This is a genomic window from Pedobacter paludisoli (genome assembly GCF_052344095.1).
In the GTDB taxonomy this organism is placed as follows: Bacteria; Bacteroidota; Bacteroidia; order Sphingobacteriales; family Sphingobacteriaceae; genus Pedobacter.
Window position 1 is genome coordinate 3,744,402 of record NZ_CP179926.1, and the last position, 26,683, is coordinate 3,771,084.

Genomic DNA, 26,683 nt, shown 5'->3' on the forward strand with positions numbered 1-26,683 from the left:
CAAACTAAAGTATTTACTAAACGTAAACGCATTGTGCTTATTGCAACATTTCTGCCAAGAATTTCTACGTATCAACTTCGTGACGAAATAATGACTACTTATTTAGTGTTTTATTTCAGATGCTTTGTATTTCATGTAATCTATGATGTTTTTTCTTAAGTAAATGAGAGGTGTTTTACATGTGTAGACACAAGACTGACGACGGCACTGTATAATTTAAAGTACGTTATTGATTTGGGTGTTCTTTTTTCAAAACTATTGCGTCTGTTAAGTGTTATTAAAAGTATACAGTATGAATTTATAACAGGTTATGAAAAAGATTAGCATTATACTTTCGCTCCTTGTAATTCTCTTTATTGGTTATGCATTTACAAATTTCAGGGAAGGTGGAATGATGGGGAAAATTGTGCCAATGGACGGGGCATCGACCGTAATTTTGGCATCCAAAACGGATACCTTAAGTACGCAATTAAGTCAGGGAGCATTTGTTTTTGGTAAATTAAAGGAGGGTGTGTATACGGTCTATGTAAAAGCTAACCCACCCTATAAAGATGCGACAATTGAAAAGGTAGCTGTAAAAGACGGTGCTACAACAGATTTGGGTGAAATTAAACTACAGCAATAAATAAATAACGCAATTCATGAGGAATAAAAAGAGAGGAAATAAGCTCCTCTTTTTTATTTTAAAAAATTAGTGAAAATTCCCTAAAAAATGCTGTATCTTTGCATCCCGATAGAACGATTGGGATTTTACTTCATCATCAAGCAAAAAACCTCTTGCTTCTAGGCTCTTTCGAGAGTTCGTAACTTTAGAAATTTAATTTTTGTATTAAGCATCATGCCTAAAGACACTTCCATACGCTCAGTATTAATTATCGGTTCGGGTCCAATTATTATTGGTCAAGCATGCGAATTTGATTACTCGGGTTCTCAAGCGGCCCTTTCTTTAAAAGAAGAGGGAATCACCGTTTCCATCATTAACTCTAATCCGGCAACCATCATGACGGATAAAGTTATCGGCGACCATGTTTATTTACGCCCATTAACTGTAGATTCTATTGAAACAATTTTGCAAGAGCATATTGCTTCGGACGATTTACCTAGAATTGATGCCGTGTTACCTACCATGGGTGGCCAAACCGCATTAAACCTATGTAAAGAAGCAGAAGAACGCGGTGTTTGGGAAAAATACAACGTAAAAGTTGTTGGAGTAGATGTTGACGCGATTGAGAAAACAGAAAATCGCGAGTGTTTCCGCCAGTTAATGGTTGATATTGGTGTAGGAGTTGCACAATCTAAAATTGCTAACTCATTTTTAGAAGGAAAAGAAGCTGCTCAAGAAATTGGTTTTCCATTGGTAATTCGTCCTTCGTATACCTTGGGTGGTTCTGGTGGTGGTTTCGTGCACAAAAAAGAAGAATTCGATGCAGCGCTTAAACGCGGTTTAGAAGCTTCTCCAACGCACGAGGTATTAGTAGAAAAAGCAGTTTTAGGCTGGAAAGAATACGAATTAGAGCTTTTAAGAGATAGCAACGATAACGTAATCATTATCTGTTCGATTGAAAACTTCGACCCTATGGGTATCCATACCGGAGATTCAATTACCGTAGCTCCAGCAATGACTTTATCAGACCGTTGCTATCAAGAGATGCGTAATCAGGCAATTAAAATGATGCGCGCAATCGGTAACTTTGCCGGTGGTTGTAATGTACAGTTCTCGGTTAATCCAGCTGATGATGAAATTATCGCTATTGAAATTAACCCACGCGTATCGCGTTCATCAGCTTTAGCAAGTAAAGCAACCGGTTATCCAATTGCAAAAATTGCAGCTAAATTGGCAATCGGTTACAACTTAGATGAAATCGAAAATCAAATTACAAAAACAACTTCAGCATATTTCGAGCCTACTTTAGACTATGTAATTGTAAAAGTTCCGCGTTGGAATTTCGATAAGTTTAAAGGAGCAAACAAAGAACTGGGCTTGCAAATGAAATCGGTAGGTGAGGTAATGGCCATTGGTCGTACCTTTATCGAAGCCTTGCAAAAAGCATGTCAAAGTTTAGAAATTGGTCGTTCAGGTTTAGGAGCCGATGGTAAGCAAAACCGTAACATCAACGAAATTATGGACGGCCTGGAGCATGCCTCATGGAACCGTTTATTCTTGATCAAAGATGCCATGAGCATGGGTGTACCATTAGAGTCAATCCGTAAGGTAACTAAAATTGACAAATGGTTCTTAAACCAAATTCAAGAATTGGTAGCATTAGAAGTAGAATTAAAACGCTACTCACTAAACAATATCCCACGCGATTTCTTCTTCAACTTAAAACAAAAAGGATTCTCAGATATACAAATTGCGTATCTGTTAGGTAATGTAACGGAAGACGAAGTATACGATAGAAGAAAAGAATTAGGTATTCGTCGTGTATATAAAATGGTAGATACGTGTGCGGCAGAGTTTCCTGCACAAACACCGTACTACTATTCAACTTTCGAAGAAGAGAACGAATCAATTGTATCAGACAAAAAGAAAATTATTGTTTTAGGTTCTGGTCCTAACCGTATTGGCCAAGGTATCGAGTTCGATTATTCTTGTGTACACGGTTTGTTAGCCGCTAAAGAATCGGGTTTCGAAGCTATCATGGTTAACTGTAACCCAGAGACGGTATCAACCGACTTTAACATGGCTAACAAATTATATTTTGAGCCAGTTTTCTGGGAGCATGTTCGCGAAATCATCGATTTAGAAAAACCAGAAGGCGTTATTGTTCAATTAGGTGGACAAACCGCTTTAAAAATGGCTGAACAATTAACAGAAAAAGGAATCAAAATCATCGGTACTTCGTTCAACGATATGGACATCGCCGAAGATCGCGGTCGTTTCTCTGATTTATTAAAAGAATTAAACATTCCATATCCACGCTACGGTGTAGCCGAAAATGCTGAGGAGGCTATTAAAGTAGCAAACGAAGTAGGTTATCCAGTATTGGTTCGTCCAAGTTACGTATTGGGTGGTCAAGGTATGAGCATTGTAATTAACGACGAAGATTTAGAAAGAGCTGTTGTTAAATTATTAGGCGATTTACCTGGAAACCGTGTGTTAATTGATCACTTCTTAGACCGTGCAGAAGAAGCCGAGTCAGATTCAATTTCAGACGGAGACGACGTACACATTGTTGGTATGATGGAGCACATTGAGCCTGCAGGTATTCACTCAGGTGATTCAAGCGCAGTTTTACCGCCATTCAGCTTGTCGAAAACTGTTACCGATGCAATGGAAGAATATTCAATTAAAATTGCAAAGGCATTAAATGTACGCGGCTTGTTAAACATTCAGTTTGCTGTTAAAGACGAGAAAGTATACGTAATCGAAGCCAATCCACGTGCTTCACGTACGGTTCCTTTTATCGCTAAAGCATACGATGTACCATACATCAACATAGCGGCTAAAATTATGTTGGGGGTTGCTAAATTGAAAGATTTTAACATCGTACGTAAATTAGATGGATTTGCGATTAAAGAACCAGTATTCTCATACGAGAAATTCCCTGAAGTAGCGAAAGAATTAGGTCCGGAAATGAAATCGACTGGAGAAGCCATTCGTTTCATCAAAGATTTAGAAGACCCTTACTTCCGTAAGTTATACAAAGACAAATCAATGTATTTGAGTAAATAATAAACGAAAAATCCCTTTGCAAAAAGGGATTTTTTTTTGCCTGTTGTTTTTTAGCAAAGCAGTTTTACAGCAACTATAAGCGATGACCAGTTTAAAGGGCAACTTGAGAGTGTGCAAGGAAACTCCCTCTTGCAAGCTTAACGCGGCGTAGTGTTTTAACAGTTTAAATTACTTTTGAAGTTCTCATAGCCCATATTACTAGCTTTGAAAAAGTAACTCCCATACGTAGAAATGGAAAAGTTAAATTCGCCGTTTTGATTGGTTAACGCCGTTTTTACAAGACTTGAATCATTAGATCTTTATAGCCCTATGTTTGCAAACTCGAGCGGCTTACTATGCTCATCTAGTATGATTCCACTAATATTGACATTTTTAAGCGTTTGGGCCTTCAGATCCTCAAATGCCGTAGTGGAAATAAAGAAAAGGAGGATGGCGTAGAAGTATTTCATTAGCATAGTTAATTTAAAATGGACAAAATAATTTCCTGTCATCCATTTTGTTGGTGATTAAGTTTTATTACTTAGAAAAGTTTAGTTAATGAAAAAATGGTGTTTAAGCGTGTGCTGCTTTTGGAGATAAGACGGAGGTTTGAAGGAAAGGTTACAAAAAAAAGCCGAAAATTAGCTGAATCATGTGCTAATTTTCGGCTTTTACCAATCTGAATGGGGTCAATTAAAGTTCGTCGGGCCAAGGGATGGTTTTTCCCGTCGCTTTATAAACGGGCATTTGCGCATCATTCGCTTTGAGCTTTTTCGTAAATAAGATGGCTAATTCTTTTACTTTCTCAGGATTTGAAGTAGCTAAATTGTTCATTTCAGCAATGTCATCTTTTAAGTTGTACAATTCTAATTTACCTTTCCTAAAATCGTACACAATTTTCCAATCTCCTTTTCTAAAGGCGCTCGCAAAGTTTACCCCCATTGCATCGATGGCGATTCCCCAGGTGTTTGGTCTATGCCATACAAGTTCCCGTTCAGGCTTTTTCAAAGCGGGATTTTTTAAAATGGGAAGAAAGCTTTCGCCATCTAGTTTTTGAACAAGTTTTGGTTTTTTAATACCTGCAATTGCCATAATGGTAGGCATAAAATCGTCTATAAGTACATATTGTTCAGCTATGGAACCCGGTTTTACCACTCCTGGCCATTGAATCAACATGGGTTCTCTAATTCCGCCTTCGTATACAGAACCTTTGCCCCCCTTTAAAGGTAAGTTATGGGTCCAAGCGGTTCCCCCTCGAGGTGTAACACTCAGTCCGCCATTATCCGACATAAATATGACCACTGTATTTTTATCGATTTTACTTCTAACTAGAAAATCCAATACATCACCTAAACTTTTATCCATTCCTTCAATTAAACTCGCGTAGGCAGCTTCACTTTTATCCAATCCCATGGATAGGTATTTGTCTACATAACGACTATCAGGCAAAATAGGGGCGTGCACGGCATAATGCGCTAAATATAAAAAGAATGGTTTTTTTTCTTGAATGGGTTTTTCGATAGCGGCTAATGCTTCGGTGGTAATGGCATCTGATAGGAAAGTATGTGTTCCGTGATATTTTTCTAATCCTGGTACGGCATTCCGATTTGGCTTGCCGTTTTTGTTCGGATTATCGTAATTTTTTTCGCCATAATAACTTGCCGGGTGTCCGATTTCATTACCTGCAATGTTTACATCGAACCCTACATTTAACGGATTTGAACCAGGAGTTCCTTTTGAACCAAAATGCGCTTTTCCGCTATGCACCGTGTAATATCCGTTTTCTTTTAAAACAGCTGGCAATGCGGTGGCGTAAAAAGTGCGGGGTTCATTTGGTTGAGGGCTAAAACCATTAATGTTCCAATTTACAGACAATAAGGTGCTGTCTTTACGGTCGGTATTTACGTTTTTGTCGGGATTGGTCCAGTTGGTTACATGTGTTCTGGATGAATTTACCCCGGTAATAAAACTCACGCGCGTGGGAGTACAAACCGGATTTGCATACGCATTTGTAAATTTCATGCCCGATTTGGCCATACGTTCCATGTTGGGAGTATGGTAGCGTTTATTGAATTCGGTTGTTTTATTCCAAAAGGGTACCGATGTGTCTTGCCAACCCATGTCATCTACTAAAAAGACAATAATGTTTGGTTGCTTCTGAGCAAAAAGTTTTTGTGTTGAAAAAAGCAGCAATACCGCAAGGATCAACAATTGGTTTTTGTTTAATGTGTTCATTAAATACAGATAAAAGGATATATAAAGGGGTGTTATTTCATGCCAAGAACATCAACACCTTGTTCAAAAACAACATCAACAGGAATGTTCTTTTGTGTCAAGCGATCGAGGTCTTGCCTTAAAGTAGCAGAAATAGTTGCTTTTTCTTTTTGCGCTTTTTCAACTGCTGTTTTATCGCCATTGCCTTGAAGCATTAAGATAAAAGCACTTAAATCGTTCATGGCTGTACTAAATTTATCAAAATTTACTTTGTACATACCGTTACTGCTTCGTTCAAATGCACCTTTTTCTTGAAAATAGTTAAAGCATTGCATGTTTGCTTTTCCATGTGATTCGGATGCGCCAAAGCGTACAGAACGTAATATGCCAGCCATAAAAGTGGTGTAATAGTCTCTAATGTCGCCTTCTAGTTCGCCTTTTTTAAGTAAGCCGGTAACCATGTACAGCCCTAAAATATCGGCTTTGCCTTCTTCTAGCCAGCTATATTGTTCTTTTAACGCTTCGCGAACAAAACCTTTTCCGGTGATTGTTTTTTTAATTCCTAATCCGTGCGCAACTTCATGGAACATCACATTGGCAAAAAAAGCGTCAAATTTGATGTGTTTCTGCTGCTCTGCAACAATAAGTTCTTTGGCAATGGGAACTAGAATTTTATCAAATTTAGCGCGCATGGCATTTTTTAATTGAGACCGACGTGTTCCTTTTTCTTGTTGAATTTTTTCATCGTTTGGAAGGTTAACAGCAATGGTTTTAGAGCCCGCATTGCAGTCGCCGGCATAATACACCACATCGTATGCATTTAACTCAGAATCTGTACCAGGTGTTTCGTTTTTGTACTTAGCTTCCACCGGAAGATTTTTTTGTAATTCAGGAAGTTCGTTTACGTATTTAGCCAAGCGCTTGCTCCATTCTTTATCTTTTACTAAAACATAGGCTTCATAACTTGTACGTGCGTTAAAAAGCTTGTCTTCATAATTTTCAATCGGGCCAATAATGATGTCTATTCCGTTGGTTTTCATGTTTAGCCAAGCATAATCACTTGCTGTAAAGTTATCTGAAACTAGGGCTTCTGCGCGTAGGCTTAAGTAATTCTTCAACTCAGCATTGTCGGTTATCAGGGCTGCTTGTTTTAATAAAGAGCTTGCTTTCTGTAATTCTGCGGCAAACAAAACATGATACGGAACGGTACTTAGCTGACCTTTTTCATCTTTCTTAACAACAGAATAGGCGCCAAATTTATCGGGTAAATTAGAGTTTTCTATTTCTTGCTTGGTAATCCCTTTAGGATAAAAGCTAGCTCCGTCAGGACGGTTTCCAACACCGGCCACAAAAGGTTTGTCATTATTTAAACGATCCCATGGGCCGTAATTAATCATCAGAAAAGTTTTAGTCTTCTCATCTTTTATGGTCGCTAAAACACTATCGCGCTGCGGAAAAACTTGTTTCCAATACAATTGGTCCATAATTTCTGCCGCTTGTATTAAATAAGGCAAAATCTTACGATCTGATTCGGAAAGTACATTTAAATTGGTGCTGAGTTTTACTTTTTCGTAAATGGGTAAGCGATTGGCCACATATTGCGTTAAACTATCGGGCTGCGAAACACCGTTTTGTGCTTCGTTCGATGTGTTTGAACAGGCTGCTAACAAAAGTGCAGAAAAGACTAAACCATTGAATAAGGAAACAGATTTATGGAAATAATTCATCAGTTAAAGGATAAGTGGCTAATTTAATAAATTTTGGAGGCTTTGTATAAAATTTGATAGATTGGACCTCCTTTCTTATACCTTTGTATCTTTAGTCGCTAATTTTTTACATGTATGGCATCAATTCGAGCAGTGAGATTACTCCATAGTTCTACTTTTTTATCGCTATTTATGTTGGCTGCTTGCAGTACCAATAAATACGCAGCCACAGAGAAAGTATATAAAACAAAAGCAAAAGACTTTGCAAAAATAATTAGTACGGTGCCGCCAGCGGGACAATTGTACGATTCAATTGAGGGAAAGAACCAGGATTGGGTTGGCTCTACAAACTTTGGCATCCGCAAGCCTAATTTTGTGATCATTCATCACACCGCGCAAGACAGTTTAGCACAGACGATTAAAACATTTACCTTAACCCGCACGGGGACAAGCGCGCACTACGTGATAAGTAGAGATGGTAAAGTGGTTCATATGGTAAATGATTATTTACGCGCTAACCACGCGGGAGCAAGTAAGTGGGGTAAGGATACCGATTTAAATTCTTCATCAATTGGTATTGAATTGGATAATAATGGAACTACCGATGTGTGGTCGGATGCGCAAATAAATAGCTTGCTTAAGTTGTTGGCAACCCTTAAGAAAACATATAACATTCCAACAGCGAACTTTATTGGGCACGCAGATATTGCACCAGGACGCAAGAACGACCCGAAGAATTTCCCTTGGAAGAAACTTGCAGAAAAGGGCTTTGGCTTTTGGTACGACGATGTTTTACAAAATCCACCAGCCGATTTTGACACGGAGAAGGCGCTGAAATATATCGGCTACAATACCGCAAACTTACCTGCAGCCATTGAAGCGTTTAAAATTCATTTCATCCAAACGGATATAACTAAAACGCTAACTCCAGTTGATATTTTAGTGTTGTATAACCTTTATACCAAATACTAACAAAAAGGCTTGCAAATTCATCTGCAAGCCTTTTTGCTTATTTTGAAGCTTCGGCAATTGCCCGTTCTAAAACTTCATCCCTACCTTCTTTTACTCCATTTATTGTTTGGGCTACATAAATATTGGGGATTATTCCAACTCCATGATGCTGTGAGCCATCGTGTTTCACTACCTTCATCCCAGTAAAGCGTATGGTATAGCCAGCAGGCAAGCTGATGCTGTTTACATTGCCATTTGTGCCGGCAGTTGGTTGCCCAATGATGGTGGCTAATTTGTAATGCTCGATAAAACTCATGTAACTCTCTGCATAGCTAATGGCTTGCCCATCAATTAGAAAAAAAACTTTTGCTTTTAAATGAGGTGATTTTGCTTTTAAGGGCCAACGTTCATATCGATAGGTGATTTTATTTTCTTGGTCAGGATAAATAATTTGTGGAATTTGCATCCATCTCGACGAGGTGTCGTTTTTAACCATGAGGTATTCAATTAATTCGGTGTTGTCGGTGGGATAACCGCGTAAATCGCAGATAATCGCTTTGCTGTCTTTTAACAGTTTTAGCGAATCGTTGATTTTTTTCATTTTTGCGTTGCCGATGCTGATATAGGTAATTTTATTTCCAAGTGATTTGATGGTGTCTTGTCGAGGAAGAAGCGCCCAATAAGTGCCACCATTTAAATTACGTACAAACTGCATTTTGTTTGGATTACCGGCAACTTGTATTTCCAGTTTGCTATCTTTCGGCCCTAGAAGGGATGCAATTTCTGCACGGTGATTTAAATATCCAGCTGTGGCGCTCGAAATGTATTGATTTACGGTTTTAAAATATGTTTTTGAATCTTGTCCGTTAATTTCTTGTACAATATCTCCAACCTTTAAGGCAGAATTTTTATCAAAAACCGAGGTAATTACCCAGTTGTTTTCAATGAATTTCCATGCAAATTGCGGCAAGTAGGAATGTGTGTTTTTGACCGATGAAACCGAAATGTGTCCATCTTTTAGCTTAGCAGTTAATTTTTTTAATGTATTGCTGAAATCTTCATCGCTAGGGTTATTGTATGTTTCTGCAAGGGCTTCTTTTAAATCAGCATTCCAATCGGTTTTTGCCACATCAAAATAAGGGAAGAAATGTTGAAATACATTCCAGGTATTGATGATATTGCCAATTCTTAAGTATGGATTTTGAACCGTTAATTGTTCCTGTTTAAGCTTATTAATGGCTAATAGTGCTTGGGCGGCTCGCACACTATCTACCAGCGGGAAGGTATGTTCTTTAGTGCCATAAAGTACAAGTGGAACTACTATTTTTAACTCGTTATTAATTGGTTTTTCAATGTATTCACCAAAATTAGCATGTTTTTCGAATGGTTTGATTTCAACTATTTGTTCGGAAACAACGTTTTTTGGACTGCTGATTTCGATAAATTTATTCTGATTTTCCGTGTTAACTGCAAATGCATATTTAACTCCTTCGATGCTTGATTTACCGGTGTTAAAGTTGATTGTTTTGGGTTCCTTTTCAATTTCCTCGCCTTCAAAATCATTTTTGTAGATTTCCTTTCCATCTACTTTTAAAGAGAGATCATCCACCGCAAATTGTCCCTGGTTGAGTAAAAATGCACCAAATAGTACTTGCTTCGCATCGTTATTAATTGTTCCTTTTATTTCGAAAGTTTGCCAGTTTTTACTTTTAATTGGTCGGTTATTCATGTTGTCAAAGAAACCGACCGTTCCGTTATCCCTATCTACTCTCAGCCATAATTGTCCTTGGCCGCTAGCACTCAGCATTTTCGCTTTTCCCGTAAAAACAAATGTTTTTCCTTTCAAATCAGCTGCCGATTTTAAGTCACTTATTGTTCCGAAGCCGTTAAATTCTTGTTTGTAAATGGTTGGTCTGTTGGTTCGGGCACTTTGATAAATGCTTTGTTTATTTCGCACTAAACCAACACCTAAATGTTGCCAGGTGATTTCTTTATAGCCGCTTATATCGCTAGGAGTTAGGGTAGTTGGAAAACTGAATTTTTCTGAAATCGGCATGATTTTTACGCCTGGCATTAAAACAGCACTTAATGCATTTAGACTGTCTTTTAGTTCGGATGCAGTTTTGCATGACTCGACTTTTTGGGCGCCGTAAATAGCAAATTTATCCCAGTCAATTTTTGCAGCATCGTCGCCTGGGTAAAAGTATTTTACATACCCATAAAATTTGCCAAAGGCCATTTGGTTTTCAATTTGCTGTGTTGTTTGACCAAAAACATAACATGAAAAAAGGCAAAGAGTAGTTGAGAGGAATGCTTTCATATCTTTAATTTTTATTAAAGCTAATGAAAAGAAAGCTGCTTAAATGTTAAAAAAAGCAAAAAGAGGCTGTCCCAAAATACCGAGACGGCCTCTTTTTTATTTTATTTCCAATTTGGTATCATTTGGACATGGTATGGTCTAAAATCAGTTTTAGCTGTTCAATTTTTCAAAAAGCATGAAAAAACAGTCTTTTTAAGCTGCTTTTTTCCTTATATTTTGTGCGATTGCCAATAATCCCCATTCTATTGCCACTTTTTCTTTTCCACGGAGCATAAAGCGGCGGAACCCTTGGTTCTGTTTAATATTTCCGAAAACTGGCTCAACATCATAACATCGTTGCTTTCGCTTCTCAATTCCTTTCTCGCTGTTTAGCAATTGATAAGCTGTTTGTTTATGGCTGAGTAGATTAGTGTTAATTTCTATTATTCGGTTTCCTTGCGATTTATGACAAACACCATTTAATGGGCAATTGCTGCAATTTCTTGCTTGATATCTTTTACTTGTTTGTTCGAAACCGGTACTGGTTTTTCGTTTTGCATCGCCAATGTAATGCATCTGTTGGCCCATTGGGCAGATATAACAATCTTGTTCCTGGTTGTAAAATAACTTGTCGGCTTGAAAGCTTTTCTTACTGGTATATCGTTCATTTTGCTCTTTGTCGAACATATTGTATTTAACATAAGCTTCAATTCCTTTCTGCTCCAATAGTTCGTAATTTTCTTCACTACCATATCCTGCATCTGCGGTAATGCTTTTTAAACTTTTGCCAAAGCTGGTCTCGTGTTGTTCGATGTGGGCTTTTAAAGTGGTGGTATCGGTTGGGTTTGGGTGAATGGTGTAGTTTACAATAAACTGGTTTGAGGTTGATATCTGTACATTATAACCCGCTTTTAACTGGCCATTACGCATATGATCCTCTTTCATACGCATAAATGTGGCATCCTCATCGGTTTTGCTGTAGCTATTGCGATTACCTAAAATAGCCTCTTTTACCTCATATTCAGCTATCTTTTTTGGATATTCTTTACTGATGTATTTCAGCTTGTTTTTAATCTTTTTATTTGCATCGGGATTATCAGCTAATACTTCATTAAGCTTATCTACCGTTGCTTGTACTTTCTCTTTATTTATTTCGGTAAAATCAGGTGGATCAGGAAGTTCATCTTCAGCTTTAGTTATACTTTGGGCATAAGTCCAAATATCGGCTAAAGCCAACTTCATCTTTTCTTTATTGGTTTGAATAGCCTTTTTCCATACAAAAGTATATTTATTGGCATTTGCCTCTATTTTGGTGCCATCGGTATAAACTTCTTCTATACTCAATAAGCCTTCTTCGGCTAATAACAAAACAACTTCTTCGAATATTTTGCGCAAGTGTTCTTTTAAACGAACCCCGCGAAAACGATTAATGGTATTGTGATCTGGATAACTCATTCCACTAAGCCACATAAAGTTAATATTCTCCCGACAAGCAGTTTCTAGTTTCCTGCTGCTATAAACGTTACTTACATACCCATAAACTAGAATCTTTAAGAGCATTTGAGGGTGATAACTCGAGCTGCCTTTGATTTGATAGGCATTTAGCAGGCTTTGGATATTGATTTTGTTTATCACATCGTTAACTATCCTAACTGGGTGCCCTGCAGTTATTAATTCGTCAAATGTAGGTGGAAAAGCCATCATCTGATCTTGGTAATAAGGCTTGAAAACAGGGGTTTTTGACGACATAAATTTCTAAATATTTATACTTAAATATCTGAAATTCAAATGATTAAACAAAATTATTAAACAAGAATTTATCAACTTTTTTTAAAACAAAAAGAGACTGCCTTTTTGAGACAGCCTCTTTTTGCTTTTAAAGTGTTACTTTTTGAAGGTGTCTTTTAAGGTAACAGTCCGATTAAATACTAAATTTTCGGGTGTTGAATCTTTATCTAAGCAGAAATATCCTTTGCGGATAAACTGATAGCGTGTATCTAAATCGGCATGTGCTAATGCCGGTTCAATATACGCTTGTGGTAATACAGTTAAACTATTTGGATTTAAATAATCTTTAAAATCACCCTCTTCAGCATCAGGCGTTTCAGAAGTGAATAACCTGTCGTATAAGCGTATTTCGGCAGTTTTTGCATGTTGCGCACTTACCCAATGGATGGTTCCTTTAACGTGAACTCCACTGGTATCGCTTCCACTTTTTGATTCAGGAATATAAGTACAGTGAATTTCAGTAACGTTGCCATTTTCGTCTTTCACAAAATCTTCGCATTTAACAATGTAAGCAAACTTTAAACGAACCATTGCTCCAGGGGCCAAACGGAACCATTTTTTTGCGGGCTCTTCCATGAAGTCTTCACGTTCAATCCACAACTCATTGCTGAAAGGAATAACACGCGTACCACCACCGTCTTCAGCCTCTGGGTTATTTTCACCAATTAAATCTTCAGTGCCTTTTTCGTAGTTGGTAATAACGAGCTTAATTGGGTCTAAAACAGCCATCACACGGTTAGCGGTTTTATTTAAATCTTCGCGAATACAGAATTCTAATAAGCTTAGCTCAATTAAATTTTCGCGTTTGGCAATACCTATGCGTTCACAAAACTCGCGAACACTTTTTGGCGTATAGCCTCTTCTACGCAGGCCTGAAATAGTAGGCATGCGTGGATCATCCCAGCCGCTTACCAAATTTTCGTTTACTAATTGAAGCAATTTACGTTTACTCATTACCGTTGAGGTAAGATTTAAACGCGCAAACTCATATTGCTTTGAAGGGAAAATCTCTAATTTCTCGATGAACCAATCGTATAGTTCACGATGCGATACATATTCTAAGGTACAGATAGAGTGGGTAATGTTCTCAATACTATCGCTTTGTCCGTGTGCAAAATCGTACATCGGATAAATGCACCATTTGTTACCTGTACGGTGATGCTCAGCATGTTTAATGCGGTAAATAATCGGGTCGCGCATCAACATATTTGGGCTTGCCATGTCAATTTTGGCTCTCAAAATGTATGCGCCATCGCCAAATTCACCATTTTTCATTTTGGTGAAAATATCCATATTTTCTGCCACACTGCGGTTGCGGAATGGACTATCTTTTCCAGGCTCTGTTGGTGTACCTTTTAATGCTGCAATTTCATCGGCCGAACTTTCATCCACATAGGCTAAACCTTTTTCAATAAGCTTAACGGCAAAACCATATAACTCATCAAAATAATCAGATGCATATAATTCGTTTTTCCAATTAAATCCCAACCACTTGATATCTTCTTGCTGGCTGTTTACATATTCCGTTTTCTCCGTTACCGGGTTGGTATCGTCGAAACGTAAATTGGTGTAACCGCCGTATTTTTGCGTTAATCCGAAGTTTAAGCAGATAGCTTTTGCATGGCCAATGTGTAAGTAACCATTTGGTTCAGGGGGAAAACGGGTAACCAATGTTTCATATTTGCCGCTGTTTAAGTCGTTCTCAACAATTTCTTCTATAAAGTTCAATGACTTCTCTTCACTCATAAAAACCTGTAAATTAGGAATGCAAATGTAATAACATTGAGCGTATTTATATAATGAATATGCGTTTATTCATGGCTTATTTTGCATAAAATTTAAATATTTTTTTAAGATGATTGTAGAAATATGTTTACAATTGAATTGTTGAAAATCAAAGCGATATGACTTGGATCTGTTTTCAAATAAAATGAAAATCGATACATTTACGTGTACTTAACCAAAGTTTATGAGCGAAATTGCAAAAAGACCTATTCGCGTGTTGGTGGCAAAAGTTGGCCTCGATGGACACGATAGGGGGGCTAAAGTGATTGCCACTTCTTTACGAGATGCCGGTATGGAAGTGATTTATACCGGCTTACGTCAAACGCCCGAAATGGTGGTGAATGCAGCGCTGCAAGAAGATGTGGACGCCATCGGTATTTCCATTTTATCTGGAGCGCACATGACTGTTTTTTCAAAGATTATTCAACAAATGAAAGAAAAAGAGTTAACCAACGTTCTGCTTACCGGAGGAGGAATTATCCCGGAAGGAGATCGCATAAAATTGGCGGAGTTAGGTGTGGGAGAATTATTTCCCCCTGGAACAAGTATGGCAAGTATTGTGGAGTACATTCAAAATTGGGTTGCAGAAAATAGAAATTTTTAAAAATGGGCTATCAGAATTTAATTACAGAAGTAAAAGAGCATATATTATATGTGACCATTAATCGAGAGAAAGCATTAAACGCATTGAATGCCGAAACCTTAAAGGAATTGGCTGATATGGTTGTTTTTGCGAATACGAATGATGAAGTAAAAGGAGTAATTCTAACTGGAGGGGGAGAAAAAGCCTTTGTAGCAGGAGCAGATATTAAAGAGTTTTCCGATTACACGATTTCAGAAGGCAAAGAATTAGCAGAGAGGGGACATCAATTGGTTTTTAATGCAATTGAAAATTCAAGTAAGGTTTTCGTGGCCGCGATAAATGGTTTTGCATTGGGTGGAGGATTAGAGTTGGCTATGGCTTGCCATATGCGTGTGGCATCTGAGAATGCTAAACTGGGCCTGCCTGAGGTAACATTAGGCTTGATTCCAGGGTATGGCGGAACGCAGCGTTTAACCCAATTGGTTGGAAAAGGAAAAGCTTTTGAATTAATTACCACAGCCAACATGATAACAGCGCATGAGGCGGAGAAAATTGGCTTGGTAAATTACGTTGTGGCGCAAGGCGATTTATTAGCGAAAGCAGAAGGAATTTTAGCCGCGGTTAAACAACGCGCCCCTTTAGCAGTGGCAGCAGCGCTTAAAGCAATTTTAGCTTCTGGCACAAATCAGGATGGATATGCGGTAGAAATCGAAGGCTTTGCACAATGCTTTGGTACCTCAGATTTTAAAGAAGGAGTGAGCGCTTTTGTAGAAAAAAGAAGTGCAAATTTTAAGGGTTTGTAATGGCTGTTGTGTAGATTTGTAGCTACTTGTGAAAAAATAAATTGTAGAAAATATTTCCCAGTTTAAAAAGGTATTACTATTTTTGCACCTCTAAACTCATTTCCTATCAGTCAATTACTGTTTTTGGAGAGGGATTTTAGTCGAAATTAGACCTTTCATGAAAAAGAAAATATTAATAATCGATGACGAGGTAAATATTGGAATTTTACTTTCAAAATTTTTAACCCGTCATGGTTTCGAAGTTGCAACATGCATTACCGGAAGTTCGGCATTTGAAATGATGCGTAACGATACATTTAATCTTGTGCTGTGCGATTATCGTTTAGATGATACAGATGGGAAAGAAATTTTAATAAAAATTAAAGAAAATTATCCCAATACCGGTGTTATCATCATTACGGGTTATTCGGATATCAAATTAGCGGTAGAGCTTATTAAATTAGGTGCATACGATTATATCACTAAGCCACTCTATCCGGATGAAATTTTAAATACCATTAATAAAGCAATCCATACGCAAGAGGCTTTAGATTCAGGACCGCGTGAAGAGAAGAAGAATACCGCTAAAGCTGATTATAGAAATTTTACAGATTTTATAGAAGGAAATAGTGATGCATCAGAAGCATTGCTTAAACAAATTCTATTAATTGCGCCAACATCATACAGCATTATATTAACTGGGAAAAGTGGAACAGGGAAGGAGTGTGTGGCAAAAACCATTCATCAAAATAGTTTGCGAAAAGATAAACCTTTTGTTGCGATGGATTGTGGCTCATTAACAAAAGAATTAGCAGGAAGTGAATTTTTTGGTCATGAAAAAGGCTCGTTCACCGGAGCACTCTATACGAAAATTGGTCACTTTGAACAAGCCAATGGCGGAACATTGTTTTTAGATGAAATTGGAAATCTATCTTATGAGATTCAAGCATCTTTATTGCGTACCGTTCAAGAGCGTAAATTAAAACGCATTGGAAGTACCAAAGAAATTGATATAGATGTGCGCATTATTGTAGCAACCAATGAAAATTTAATAACCAACATTGAAAAGGGAACCTTTAGAGAAGATTTGTATCATCGTTTTAATGAGTTTTCTATCCATCTCCCGTCTTTAAAAAAGCGGGGAAACGATATTTTGATTTTCGCTGAGAAGTTTTTGGAAGTTGCTAATCAAGAATTGAGTAAAAACATAAAGGGCTTTTCGGCGGATGTAAAAAAAGCGTTTTTAAATTATGGCTGGCCAGGAAATATTCGTGAGCTAAAGAATGTAATCAGACGTGTGGCGTTATTAACCACTGGCAATGAAATTAAAGCAGATGTACTTCCTTTAGAATTGGCCAATTTTGTCCGTGATTTTGATAAGGAAAAAGAGATGCTTGATGCAAGACCAAAGTCTACTGATCAAATCTTAAATTTACGAAATGCTGCACAGGAAGCGGAATACCAAACCATTATGCGCGTATTAAATGAAGTAAATTACAATAAATCTAAAGCGGCCAAAATTTTGAACATCGACCGTAAAACCTTATACAACAAAATTAAAGCGATTAAAGGGGAGGACTAGAAAAACTTCATTATAGATTAAAACAAAAAGGTGCTTTTGGATATTTATTAAATACAAACTTACAGGTACATGTCGGTATTTAGCCATAAGCAACGCAACAACATTAATCTAATTATTATTATCGCTCTAGGCATATTAATTGCCTATTCGTTGTTGAGTATATTTGGAGCTATTTTAGGTACGCTAGTACTATACACCATCATGCGACCAGGGTATGTATACTTGGCTGAAGTAAAAGGTTGGAACAAACGTTTCGTGGCCATTTTGTTAATCGTGTTTAGCGTGATATTAATCATCCTGCCCTTTTATGCCCTAAGCAGTATGGTTATTCATAAGATTGGTGAACTATTAGGCAATGAAATTTTCTTCAAAAATTTATTGGTCAAATTTCAACATCTTTTACCCTTTAAAGTAAATGAACAAGTCGTAGAAGATGGATTAAATAGATTAGGAAATTGGGCTACACAATTGTTTCCTTCGCTAATTTCGGGTGCAATTAATATTGTACTAAGTTTATTAATTATGTACTTTTTACTGTACTTTATGCTTATTGAACGAAAGAAATTTGAAAGTTCATTGATAAAGTACGCGCCCCTAAGAGAACAAAATGCTTTACGATTTGGCGAAGAAATGCGTAACACAACCTATGCAAATGTTTTAGGACAAGGGTTAATTTGTGTAGTACAAGGGGGATTGGTTGCCTTATCTTTTTATGTGCTAAACTACGAAGATCCTTTGTTTTGGGGCGTTATAACGGCATTTATTTCCTTTGTTCCTGTTTTAGGACCGCCTGTAATATTTGTTCCTGCAGCCATTTTGCAAATCGTAAATGGAAACAACTATGCCGGTTGGGCAATGTTGATTTTTGGCTTCGTGGTAATCATTAATATCGATAACGTTATGCGTTTTATGATTGCAAAAAAAATAGGAAATATTCATCCGATAATTACTGTAATTGGCGTAATTATTGGTGTACCGATGTTCGGTATACTTGGACTCGTATTTGGCCCATTATTATTGTCTTATTTTATCTTGCTAATTAAAATTTATGAAAGTAGTACGCTAGCTTCCGAGAAATTAAAGCGTATAAAAATTCGTAATGCTGCAGGCTAAGCTATTTAGAATAGTTCATCCAGTATGTTAAATAATATTGTTTTATTATATTGTGATAATTGTTAACCTTTAAAAATAAATAAGTATGAAAGATAATTCAAAAGTTGTTGTAGCCCTTTTAGCAGGATTAGCAGCAGGTGCTGCCCTTGGGATTTTATTCGCGCCAGATAAAGGTGAGGAAACACGTGATAAATTAAGCCAATCGTTAAAAGATTTAGGCGATTCAATCCGAGATAAAGCCGCAGATGAAATCAATAATTTGTCGAGCTTAAAAGATAAGGTAGTGAGCTCTATCAAAACAAAATTAAGAAGTGTAGAAGAGGAATATAGCGACGATGTGGAACACGCATGAATATAGGCTAGATTTATTTTCCCTTTAAAAAAGCTTAAAACATGCAAGAAAACAAAGATAAAAGTATTGAAGATTTGGTAGAAGATGCGAAAGGATTTTTAAATGCCCGCATAGAGTACACCCGACTTTACCTTTTGGAGAAAATATCCAGAGGTTTTGCCGATATCGTAACAAGTACCGCTGTAATTGTGTGTTTTGTTTTGGCATTTCTTTTTGGAAGCGTAACATTAGCACTTTATTTATCCGATGTGTTAAGTAGTTATGTTCAAGGCTTTGGTGCGGTTTCTTTGTTATACTTGGTAGTTGCACTGATCGTTTACTTCATGAAAGATAAGTATATCGAGAAAGCCATTATAAATGTAGCAATCCGTAAATATTTTGATAAACTAGCAGATAAAGATGATGATGAAGAAACGGTATAATATTCGAAATCTTCAGGAACTGCAGGCACACAAGAATGCGTTGAAAATAGAATATTCAACAAAACAAGAGGTGCTTTTTAGGGATTCCAAGATTTATTTCAAACAGTTTACTTTAGGTTCGTTGCTAAAGAAATACGCAACACCTAGTAAGTTATTTAAACTGGATAACGAATTAAATCTAAGCTCAACAGCGATGTCGCTTATTTTACCGCTGTTTATGAATAAAACCCTTTTTAAAGGCTCGGGTTTTATTACCAAGGCGCTAGTTGGTTTGGCATCGGGTAAGCTTGGTAAATCACTTGATGCAGAACACTTATCGGGTTTATTCAATATGGTGAAAGGTTGGTTTACAAAAGATAAGTCCAAAAAAAGCGATACGTTTATTGATTATGGCATACCCCCAGATAGTGAAACTTTTTAACCTTTTTGATCTGTATTATAAACCCGAAAGGGTGCGTTATATTGTTTAAATATAAACGAATCTGAAGCCATCGCAATTTTTTGTGATGGCTTTTTTTGAAATCTATCACCCGCTCAGCAGCCTTTAATTTGGGTAGTTACGCGATTCACGTTAATCGAAAATCCTTTCTTATTCCATTGCTTTAAACGCTACTTTCCTAAAAATATTTACCTGTATTTCACTAGTCGCATAAAGAAATTGTTAATTCCAATTTACGTTTAAGTTAACTTAGTTTTAATAGCTGAGATTATTCGTAATATTGCCGCACACAGGTAAGTAGATTAGTTTTTTATTGATAATGGAATATTTGTTTATTGCAGTTTTTTCACAAATTCTTCTTGTTTTTCTCTTATTTAGACGAGAAATTTTAAAGAAAGATAATGAAAAATTTCTATGGATAATTATATTAATTGCTGCATTTACCTTTGGGTTAAAATTTGTCTTTCTGATTATAAAAGCAGACACCCTATACAAATCATTTTCACCCGCCATTGTATTGGCAATGCCTCCCTTGTTGTTTGTTTACGTAGAATCGGTTGTTAAATACACCGTTTATCCCAAAAAGCGCTTGTTTTTACATTTATTGCCTACCATTATTTTAACAATTTTCTTTTTAATTGTGGGTATTATGGTGATGTTTTTCCATCGAAATGAGCTGATTGTACAGTACAAAAGAGTATATGACGTATTCTATATGGCGTTAAATTTTTGTTATTATCCTTTTACACTTTATTTAATCGTTCGGAATAGAAATAATCACTATATCCATTTAAAATGGCTTATAATTCCCAGCATTCTATGGATTTTATCCTTTGTAATGCTGTTTTTAATAAAGTATGTAAACGTAGCCATCCCAATAAATTTATTTTTGTGTACTAGTATTTTTGGTTTCGTTGTTTTTCTCGTGCAAATTTTGCGAAAAAAATATGCCTCTCAATACGAAAAACAATTGATTCCTGTAGAACCAAAACAAGAATCTACTAAGTATGAGAAATCATCGCTAAAAGAAGAAGATGTAGAAAAAATTATAGAATCGCTTCATCAATACATGCAAGATAAGAAACCGTTTCTCGATTCCGATTTTTCATTAAGCGACTTATCAGTTAAATTAAACATCTCAAAACATCATATTACCGAAGTTTTAAATACGTCATTAGAGAAAAATTTCTTCCTTTTTGTGAATGAATACCGAACCAAGGAAGCAAAGAATAGGATGCAAAAGAATAAAGAGGATAACTTACAAACCATTGCTTATTCATCCGGATTTAATTCTAAAACCACTTTCATAAAGTATTTTAAGCAAATAGAAGGAATCACTCCTTCTGATTTTCGCAGAAATACCGTTTAAATTTTTTTACCTCTTTTTTAAACGTGGGGATTCTCATGTAAATAGACCATTCAGCACCGAAATATTTAACGCTCAACTGCTGTTAGCATTTACTGTATGCAATCAATTTTGTGAATTTATTTAGTTTATAATTTGATAACAAATTGGTAATAATACATAATTAACTCATAATCAGTTGTTTGCATGTATATTCCGCTTGGGTTGTACTTTTCAAAGTACGCGATACTTAGCTTAAACCTTTTCCCCTAAATAGTTTTATCTATTTGCAGCATAAAATTTCACAAAAAATGAAAACAAAAATTACCTTATTAAAATTAGTATTCTTGTTATGTATTACGAGTGTCTGTTATGGGCAGAGTGTAAAAATTACCGGAACAATAGCCGATGCAAATGGTCCTTTACCAAGTGTTTCGGTTAAAGTTAAAGGAACATCAACGGTTGTTGCAACAAGTATTAACGGGGTTTTTAGCCTTTCAACAAGCTTGCAAGGGCAACAAACCTTAGTGGTGTCGTATATTGGTTATAAATCAAAAGAAATCCCAGTTCAGTTAAAGGCCGGGGCAAATGTAAATATAGGCACCATTATTTTGGGAGAAGATGCAGGGAGCCTATCAGAAGTGATGGTAAAAGGAAACTATTATCCATCGCAGGTGAAAGCGTTGAACATGAAGCAAAAGAGCAATACCATTACAGAGGTTTTAGCTGCTGATGCCATTGGAAAGTTACCGGATAGAAATGCTGCCGAAGCTGTTCAAAGGATGCAGGGGGTGTCTATTGAACGCGATATGGGTGAAGGAAGGCGCGTAATTGTAAGGGGTGCACCTACAACATGGACATCTATTACTTTGAACGGAAATAAACTGCCAAGTGCAGGTGGTGCAAGTGATGAACGATTTACCCAGTTGGATGTTTTTCCTTCAGAGCTTATTCAATATGTTAAACTAAGCAAAGCACTAACACCCGATTTAGAAGGTGATGCAATTGGCGGATCAATGGATTTTATTACCAAATCGTCGCCATTGAAACAAACAATTGCTGCAACTGTTGCAGGCGGGTACAATAACTTGGCAGAGAAACCATCGTATAATGCATCGCTTGTTTATGGTGACCGCATTGGTGAAAAGTTTGGTTTTATTGGCTCAGCCGTAATTTGGGATCGTAGCGCCAGTACCGAACGTTACCAGGTTGATTACGATTTTTCAAATGCAAATGCACAAAAATCCTTTGCAATGAATACTTTACAGCTAAGAGATTATTTAGCAAGAAGAAAAACTACAGGATTTAATTTGGCCATGGATTACGATGTTGCACGAAACAGTAAAATCTATTTCAAAGGGTTATATTCTAGTTATTTGGATCAACAGGATGTTCGTGAAACGTATTTTAATTACAGCAAAAATAACATTCAATATCAAGCGCGTCATGCCGATTACGTAACTAACTTGTATTCACTAAAGCTTGGTGGTGATTTTCAATTGAGCGATGGCTTAAAATTGGAAACAGGTTTACAAACGGCTTCATCTGATTTTAAATTAGATTCACCAGACAACCTTCCAAAAGATGATAGAGGATATCCAATTGTGAATTTTATTCAACCAATGACTTACAACGGTCGTTCATCGGATGGATTAAAGTATTTGGGAATGGATTCGCCGAATGGAGTGGGTGGTTCAATTGATAATGTGTCAGCAGATTTTGCGACGCCCTTAGATCCGAGCAAGGCTTCTTTGAATCAAGTAATTTTACAAGGCCTCAAGAAAAAAGAAACCGATTATACTGGGAACATCGATTTAACCTATACTTCGAATCCGGCATTGGAATTTAAATTTGGTGGAAAGTTTAGCGATAAAAGCAGGGATTATGATAGCTATAATCAAGTAAAAATGCAAGGCGCTGCTTTAGGGGTTCCAAATAGTCCAGGAAGGGTATATATGTCTGATTTGGAGCTAGAAAGCAAACCATTTGATGGTTCTTTTTTACAAACCATGGGGGATACCTATACTAATGTGGTGGTTTCACAAATTACGAATAACCAAATCGATCAAACGCAAACAAGCGAATTTGCAACAAAATATGGTTTGGTTACCGTATTAGCAAAAGACGCAGCTGCAAATGCACCGCAATCGTATACAGCTAAAGAACAAGTTGCTTCGGTGTATGCCATGGCAAGTTACAAGTTGTCGAAACAATTGGAGTTTATTGCTGGGATTAGAAATGAATCGAATTATTTAAGATTTACCGGGGCAAAGGTAGTTACCAGTACGGGAGGAGCTACAACCGTAGAATCAATTACCAATGAACGGAATTACAATGCCTTTTTACCCATGGTGCACATGAAATACCAGTTGTCTGAAAAGTCGATTTTAAGAACCGCGTATACAAGGAGTTATACAAAACCTACTTTTAGCAGGTTAAATCCAGGCACACAAATCAATACCACCGCACTAACCATTACCGAAGGAAATTCAAATTTGAATGCTACCTTCTCAAATAACTTTGACGCCATGTTTGAGTTTTATCCGAAAGGGTTAGGTTTAATTTCAGTGGGCGCATACTACAAAGCGTTGTCCGATTACATTTATGATGATCAAAGCGTTGTGAACTTAGACGGTCAAAATTACATCCGTTCTCGTCCGGATAATTTAGATAAAGCTTCTTTATACGGAATTGAAATAGGCTTGATTAAGCGTTTCGATAAAATGAAGAATTTTCTAAAGAACTTTGGTGTAGAGTTAAATTACTCGTACATCAATTCAAAAGTGATGATTCCAACCTTTGCAAAGGGGGTTCAAACGGGTAGTTACGAATCTACCTTACCTGGTCAAGCAAAGAACATTGGTAACGCCATCTTATTTTATGAAAACGATAAATTTATGGCACGTGTTGCGGGTAATTTAAAAGGAAAATATGTTACTGCCATTAGAACTGTGGCCGGACCAGATCATTACCAATGGTTCGATAATAACTTTACAGTAGATTTTTCTACGTCCTATTCATTGAAGAAAAATTTACGGTTATTTGCCGAGTTAAGCAACATCACTAATGCGCCAAACCGCTACTACCACGGCGATGCCAGTAGACCAGAATCAGACGATTGGTCGGGAATAAGAGGACAAGTTGGTATCAGTTATAACTTAAGATAAGCCGTAAAAAAATGAAAAAAATAACCCATATATTTTCTGTTTTTCCAGTTCTTTTTGCTTTTGTAAGCGTTGCCCAAGTAAAAACAAGCTCTTTGGAAAATGGCAGTATAAAAGTTCCATCCGATTTAAAAATTAATCAAATTCAGGTATTGGGCACACATAACAGTTACGCTAAACCAGTAGATCCGAAAGTGATTGCTTTAATGAATCCTATTTTTGAAAAAATGTACGATAGTTATTTTTCAAAGATGCCTGAAAAGGAAATGCAAAAGTTTAAGGAGTACCATCCGAATAGCATGTCGTTTGGCGAAATGCTAAAATACAATCATCCAGATTTTAGTACGCAATTAAATGCTGGACTAAGGTCTTTAGAGCTCGATGTGTATTACGATCCAACAGGGAATCGTTTTACAAAACCAGCCGCTTATGAACTGCTTAAACAAAAAGGGATAACCGATTTAGCGTCTTTTGATTCGCTAAGTTTAAAAAAGCCAGGCTTTAAGTTGTTGCACATGTCTGACATCGATTTTAGAACCCACTATCCTACCTATGAAATGGGTTTAAAAGATTTGAAGAAATGGTCGGATGCACACCCTAGTCACACGCCAATTTTTATCATGGTTGAGTCGAAAGATTCTGCTATGCCCCTTTTACCAAATTCAGCAAAAGTATTACCCTTTGATGAGCGTGCATTTGCTGAACTCGATAGTGTAACGTTAGCCATATTGGGAAAAGACAAAATCATTACACCAGACGATGTTCGTAGAGATTATAAAACACTTCAAGAAGCGGTGCTTGCCAATAATTGGCCTACTGTAAAATCATCCTTGGGTAAGTTTGTTTTTTTACTGTTGCCTTCTGCAGGAGGAATATCATCAGAAAATACATACATCAAAGACCATCCTAATTTAGAAAATAGGGCAATGTTTGTTCAATCTGAAATAGGTCAACCGAATGCCGCATTTTTATTATTAGACAATGCTATTGTTAGAAAAAAGGATATTCAAGAAGCTATAAAATTGGGTTATTTGGTGCGTACTCGTTCGGATATTGAAACGTACGAAGCAAAGGTAAACGATACAACAAGAGCACAAGCAGCATTTGAAAGTGGTGCTCAAGTAATTTCAACTGACTTTTTTCAAAAAGGAAACACCTACGGAACTGAATATCAAGTAAAAATGCCGAATGGAAAAGCAACGAGGATAAACCCTGTGAATGGTCAAAAAAACAATTAAAGATGAAATTTATTAAAACAGCAAGCGTTGCTTGTATACTTTCGATGGTGCATGTTTGCGGGTATGCGCAATTGAAAATAGAAAATAATACTGTTGAAATTCAGAAGGATTTAAAGATAAATCAAATACAAGTTCTGGGAACACACAATAGTTATGCAAAAAAAAGAGATACTGTTCTTGTTAATTTTATCAACCCCATGTTAACGAAAATGATGGGCGGTTATACGAAGAATATGACAGAAGCTCAAAAAATGACTTGGCAAGAATATCATCCAAATACGCTCAGCTTTAAAGAGATGCTTGCATATGATTTTCCTTCTTTTGAGGAACAATTAAACGCGGGTATTCGTTCTTTAGCCATTGATATTGTGTATGATCCGGAAGGTGGAAGGTTCAGCAAGCCTGCTATTTACGATGTGTTAAAACAAAAGGGTATTCACAACTATCAGAAGTTTGACGATACAGATATGGACAAGCCTGGTTTTAAAGTGATGCATATTCCTGATTTAGATTTTCGCAGTAATTACAACACATTTGAGGCGGCATTAAAAGCGTTAAAAACGTGGTCTACAAACCATCCAAAGCACAGTCCTATCTTTATATTAGTTGAGGCCAAGGACGACGCGTTGCCTGTATTTCCAAATGCTACTAAGGTTCTTCCATTCGATGAAAAAGCGTACCAAGATTTAGATGCGCAGTTAATTCAGGTTTTAGGAAGAGAGAAAATTATCACACCAGATGATGTTCGTGGAAATTACAATACCCTTGAGCAAGCAGTCCTTGCCAAAAAATGGCCAACGGTTCAAGCATCGCTAGGAAAGTTCATTTTCTTGTTATTACCGGGGGGTGCAGGTTTGAAAGATGAAGGACCGTATTTAAAGGGGCATCCTTCGTTGAAAGGTAGAACCATGTTTGTAAAATCTAGTGTAGGAAAACCTCATTCGGCTTTTTTACTGTTAGATAATGCTAGTATGCGGAAACAAGACATTACCGCTGCAGTTAATAAGGGGTACATGGTTAGGACCCGTTCGGATATTGAAACATACGAAGCTAAAATGAACGACAAAACAAGAGCAAATGCAGCTTTTGAGAGTGGCGCTCAAATTATTTCTACCGATTTTTATAAGTCGGGAAATGCATATGGAACGGATTACATAGTTGAAATGCCGAATAAGAAAGTGGTCCGGGAAAATCCAATTAACGGCATCATAAAATAGCATATTAAGTCTGTAAAATAAGAAAGCCCTATAAAAATCAATGGATTT

The 26,683-nt window shown here is 36.8% G+C and carries 19 protein-coding genes; 14 read left to right on the forward strand and 5 right to left on the reverse strand.

Annotated elements, in window-relative coordinates:
* Nucleotides 1–310 precede the first annotated feature (310 nt).
* Entirely contained in the window at nucleotides 311–625 is a 315-nt protein-coding gene (locus tag ACJVDK_RS15415; RefSeq protein ID WP_443937557.1) for a carboxypeptidase regulatory-like domain-containing protein, read from the forward strand.
* A 213-nt stretch (nucleotides 626–838) separates the two neighbouring features.
* Nucleotides 839–3,676, forward strand: coding sequence for a carbamoyl-phosphate synthase large subunit (carB, locus tag ACJVDK_RS15420; protein WP_443937558.1), 2,838 nt, complete (start codon nucleotides 839–841; stop codon nucleotides 3,674–3,676).
* Nucleotides 3,677–4,348: 672 nt separating this feature from the next.
* On the opposite strand, the gene ACJVDK_RS15425 is transcribed toward carB, so the two are convergent.
* Together ACJVDK_RS15425 and ACJVDK_RS15430 are read right to left on the reverse strand one after the other, a co-directional pair.
* Nucleotides 4,349–5,890 (reverse strand): sulfatase, encoded by a 1,542-nt coding sequence (locus ACJVDK_RS15425; RefSeq protein ID WP_443937559.1) that lies wholly within the window; start codon nucleotides 5,888–5,890, stop codon nucleotides 4,349–4,351.
* Nucleotides 5,891–5,922: 32 nt separating this feature from the next.
* Nucleotides 5,923–7,596, reverse strand: coding sequence for a dipeptidyl-peptidase 3 family protein (locus tag ACJVDK_RS15430; protein ID WP_443937560.1), 1,674 nt, complete (start codon nucleotides 7,594–7,596; stop codon nucleotides 5,923–5,925).
* 114 nt (nucleotides 7,597–7,710) lie between these two features.
* Between ACJVDK_RS15430 and ACJVDK_RS15435 the strand changes: the two genes are divergently transcribed.
* Complete coding sequence (locus ACJVDK_RS15435; RefSeq protein WP_443937561.1) at nucleotides 7,711–8,547, forward strand: N-acetylmuramoyl-L-alanine amidase; 837 nt, start codon at nucleotides 7,711–7,713, stop codon at nucleotides 8,545–8,547.
* Nucleotides 8,548–8,584: 37 nt separating this feature from the next.
* Here ACJVDK_RS15435 and ACJVDK_RS15440 read toward each other — a convergent pair whose 3' ends face one another.
* From ACJVDK_RS15440 to ACJVDK_RS15450, 3 genes are all read right to left on the reverse strand, one after another.
* Entirely contained in the window at nucleotides 8,585–10,846 is a 2,262-nt protein-coding gene (locus ACJVDK_RS15440; RefSeq protein ID WP_443937562.1) for a S41 family peptidase, read from the reverse strand.
* 192 nt (nucleotides 10,847–11,038) lie between these two features.
* The gene (locus ACJVDK_RS15445; RefSeq protein WP_443936436.1) at nucleotides 11,039–12,574 is read right to left on the reverse strand and encodes an IS1182 family transposase; all 1,536 of its coding nucleotides are present in this window, start codon (nucleotides 12,572–12,574) and stop codon (nucleotides 11,039–11,041) included.
* Nucleotides 12,575–12,709: 135 nt separating this feature from the next.
* Nucleotides 12,710–14,359 (reverse strand): glutamine--tRNA ligase/YqeY domain fusion protein, encoded by a 1,650-nt coding sequence (locus tag ACJVDK_RS15450; RefSeq protein ID WP_443937563.1) that lies wholly within the window; start codon nucleotides 14,357–14,359, stop codon nucleotides 12,710–12,712.
* 223 nt (nucleotides 14,360–14,582) lie between these two features.
* Between ACJVDK_RS15450 and ACJVDK_RS15455 the strand changes: the two genes are divergently transcribed.
* The 11 genes from ACJVDK_RS15455 (at nucleotide 14,583) to ACJVDK_RS15505 (ending at nucleotide 26,635) form a co-directional block, all read left to right on the forward strand.
* Nucleotides 14,583–15,002: a cobalamin B12-binding domain-containing protein gene (locus tag ACJVDK_RS15455; RefSeq protein WP_443937564.1), complete on the forward strand. Its 420-nt coding sequence runs from the start codon at nucleotides 14,583–14,585 to the stop codon at nucleotides 15,000–15,002.
* Between the two features lie 2 nt (nucleotides 15,003–15,004).
* On the forward strand, nucleotides 15,005–15,784 hold the full coding sequence (locus ACJVDK_RS15460; RefSeq protein WP_443937565.1) for an enoyl-CoA hydratase/isomerase family protein: 780 nt from the start codon (nucleotides 15,005–15,007) through the stop codon (nucleotides 15,782–15,784).
* 157 nt (nucleotides 15,785–15,941) lie between these two features.
* Nucleotides 15,942–17,345 (forward strand): sigma-54-dependent transcriptional regulator, encoded by a 1,404-nt coding sequence (locus tag ACJVDK_RS15465; protein ID WP_443937566.1) that lies wholly within the window; start codon nucleotides 15,942–15,944, stop codon nucleotides 17,343–17,345.
* 69 nt (nucleotides 17,346–17,414) lie between these two features.
* On the forward strand, nucleotides 17,415–18,458 hold the full coding sequence (locus ACJVDK_RS15470; RefSeq protein WP_443937567.1) for an AI-2E family transporter: 1,044 nt from the start codon (nucleotides 17,415–17,417) through the stop codon (nucleotides 18,456–18,458).
* Between the two features lie 85 nt (nucleotides 18,459–18,543).
* Nucleotides 18,544–18,810, forward strand: a complete 267-nt coding sequence (locus tag ACJVDK_RS15475) for a YtxH domain-containing protein (protein ID WP_443937568.1) — start codon at nucleotides 18,544–18,546, stop codon at nucleotides 18,808–18,810.
* A gap of 41 nt (nucleotides 18,811–18,851) precedes the next feature.
* A complete protein-coding gene (locus tag ACJVDK_RS15480) occupies nucleotides 18,852–19,232 on the forward strand; it encodes a phage holin family protein (protein WP_443937569.1) in 381 nt (126 codons plus the stop codon).
* The gene (locus ACJVDK_RS15485; protein ID WP_443937570.1) at nucleotides 19,216–19,653 is read left to right on the forward strand and encodes a hypothetical protein; all 438 of its coding nucleotides are present in this window, start codon (nucleotides 19,216–19,218) and stop codon (nucleotides 19,651–19,653) included. The genes ACJVDK_RS15480 and ACJVDK_RS15485 overlap by 17 nt, the downstream gene beginning before the upstream one ends.
* A 337-nt stretch (nucleotides 19,654–19,990) precedes the next feature.
* Entirely contained in the window at nucleotides 19,991–21,040 is a 1,050-nt protein-coding gene (locus ACJVDK_RS15490; protein WP_443937571.1) for a helix-turn-helix domain-containing protein, read from the forward strand.
* Nucleotides 21,041–21,327: 287 nt separating this feature from the next.
* Nucleotides 21,328–24,183 carry a TonB-dependent receptor gene (locus ACJVDK_RS15495; RefSeq protein WP_443937572.1) on the forward strand — a complete coding sequence of 952 codons (2,856 nt, stop codon included), beginning with the start codon at nucleotides 21,328–21,330 and terminating at the stop codon, nucleotides 24,181–24,183.
* An 11-nt stretch (nucleotides 24,184–24,194) separates the two neighbouring features.
* The gene (locus tag ACJVDK_RS15500; RefSeq protein WP_443937573.1) at nucleotides 24,195–25,418 is read left to right on the forward strand and encodes a Ca2+-dependent phosphoinositide-specific phospholipase C; all 1,224 of its coding nucleotides are present in this window, start codon (nucleotides 24,195–24,197) and stop codon (nucleotides 25,416–25,418) included.
* Between the two features lie 2 nt (nucleotides 25,419–25,420).
* On the forward strand, nucleotides 25,421–26,635 hold the full coding sequence (locus ACJVDK_RS15505; RefSeq protein WP_443937574.1) for a Ca2+-dependent phosphoinositide-specific phospholipase C: 1,215 nt from the start codon (nucleotides 25,421–25,423) through the stop codon (nucleotides 26,633–26,635).
* The last annotated feature ends 48 nt before the right edge of the window (nucleotides 26,636–26,683 follow it).

What these genes read in the sequence shown, in the direction of transcription:
- ACJVDK_RS15415 (WP_443937557.1), top strand. Translation starts at nt 311, where the DNA reads ATGAAAAAGATTAGCATTATACTTTCGCTCCTTGTAATTCTCTTTATT.
- carB (WP_443937558.1), top strand. Translation starts at nt 839, where the DNA reads ATGCCTAAAGACACTTCCATACGCTCAGTATTAATTATCGGTTCGGGT.
- ACJVDK_RS15425 (WP_443937559.1), bottom strand. Translation starts at nt 5,890, where the DNA reads ATGAACACATTAAACAAAAACCAATTGTTGATCCTTGCGGTATTGCTG.
- ACJVDK_RS15430 (WP_443937560.1), bottom strand. Translation starts at nt 7,596, where the DNA reads ATGAATTATTTCCATAAATCTGTTTCCTTATTCAATGGTTTAGTCTTT.
- ACJVDK_RS15435 (WP_443937561.1), top strand. Translation starts at nt 7,711, where the DNA reads ATGGCATCAATTCGAGCAGTGAGATTACTCCATAGTTCTACTTTTTTA.
- ACJVDK_RS15440 (WP_443937562.1), bottom strand. Translation starts at nt 10,846, where the DNA reads ATGAAAGCATTCCTCTCAACTACTCTTTGCCTTTTTTCATGTTATGTT.
- ACJVDK_RS15445 (WP_443936436.1), bottom strand. Translation starts at nt 12,574, where the DNA reads ATGTCGTCAAAAACCCCTGTTTTCAAGCCTTATTACCAAGATCAGATG.
- ACJVDK_RS15450 (WP_443937563.1), bottom strand. Translation starts at nt 14,359, where the DNA reads ATGAGTGAAGAGAAGTCATTGAACTTTATAGAAGAAATTGTTGAGAAC.
- ACJVDK_RS15455 (WP_443937564.1), top strand. Translation starts at nt 14,583, where the DNA reads ATGAGCGAAATTGCAAAAAGACCTATTCGCGTGTTGGTGGCAAAAGTT.
- ACJVDK_RS15460 (WP_443937565.1), top strand. Translation starts at nt 15,005, where the DNA reads ATGGGCTATCAGAATTTAATTACAGAAGTAAAAGAGCATATATTATAT.
- ACJVDK_RS15465 (WP_443937566.1), top strand. Translation starts at nt 15,942, where the DNA reads ATGAAAAAGAAAATATTAATAATCGATGACGAGGTAAATATTGGAATT.
- ACJVDK_RS15470 (WP_443937567.1), top strand. Translation starts at nt 17,415, where the DNA reads ATGTCGGTATTTAGCCATAAGCAACGCAACAACATTAATCTAATTATT.
- ACJVDK_RS15475 (WP_443937568.1), top strand. Translation starts at nt 18,544, where the DNA reads ATGAAAGATAATTCAAAAGTTGTTGTAGCCCTTTTAGCAGGATTAGCA.
- ACJVDK_RS15480 (WP_443937569.1), top strand. Translation starts at nt 18,852, where the DNA reads ATGCAAGAAAACAAAGATAAAAGTATTGAAGATTTGGTAGAAGATGCG.
- ACJVDK_RS15485 (WP_443937570.1), top strand. Translation starts at nt 19,216, where the DNA reads ATGAAGAAACGGTATAATATTCGAAATCTTCAGGAACTGCAGGCACAC.
- ACJVDK_RS15490 (WP_443937571.1), top strand. Translation starts at nt 19,991, where the DNA reads ATGGAATATTTGTTTATTGCAGTTTTTTCACAAATTCTTCTTGTTTTT.
- ACJVDK_RS15495 (WP_443937572.1), top strand. Translation starts at nt 21,328, where the DNA reads ATGAAAACAAAAATTACCTTATTAAAATTAGTATTCTTGTTATGTATT.
- ACJVDK_RS15500 (WP_443937573.1), top strand. Translation starts at nt 24,195, where the DNA reads ATGAAAAAAATAACCCATATATTTTCTGTTTTTCCAGTTCTTTTTGCT.
- ACJVDK_RS15505 (WP_443937574.1), top strand. Translation starts at nt 25,421, where the DNA reads ATGAAATTTATTAAAACAGCAAGCGTTGCTTGTATACTTTCGATGGTG.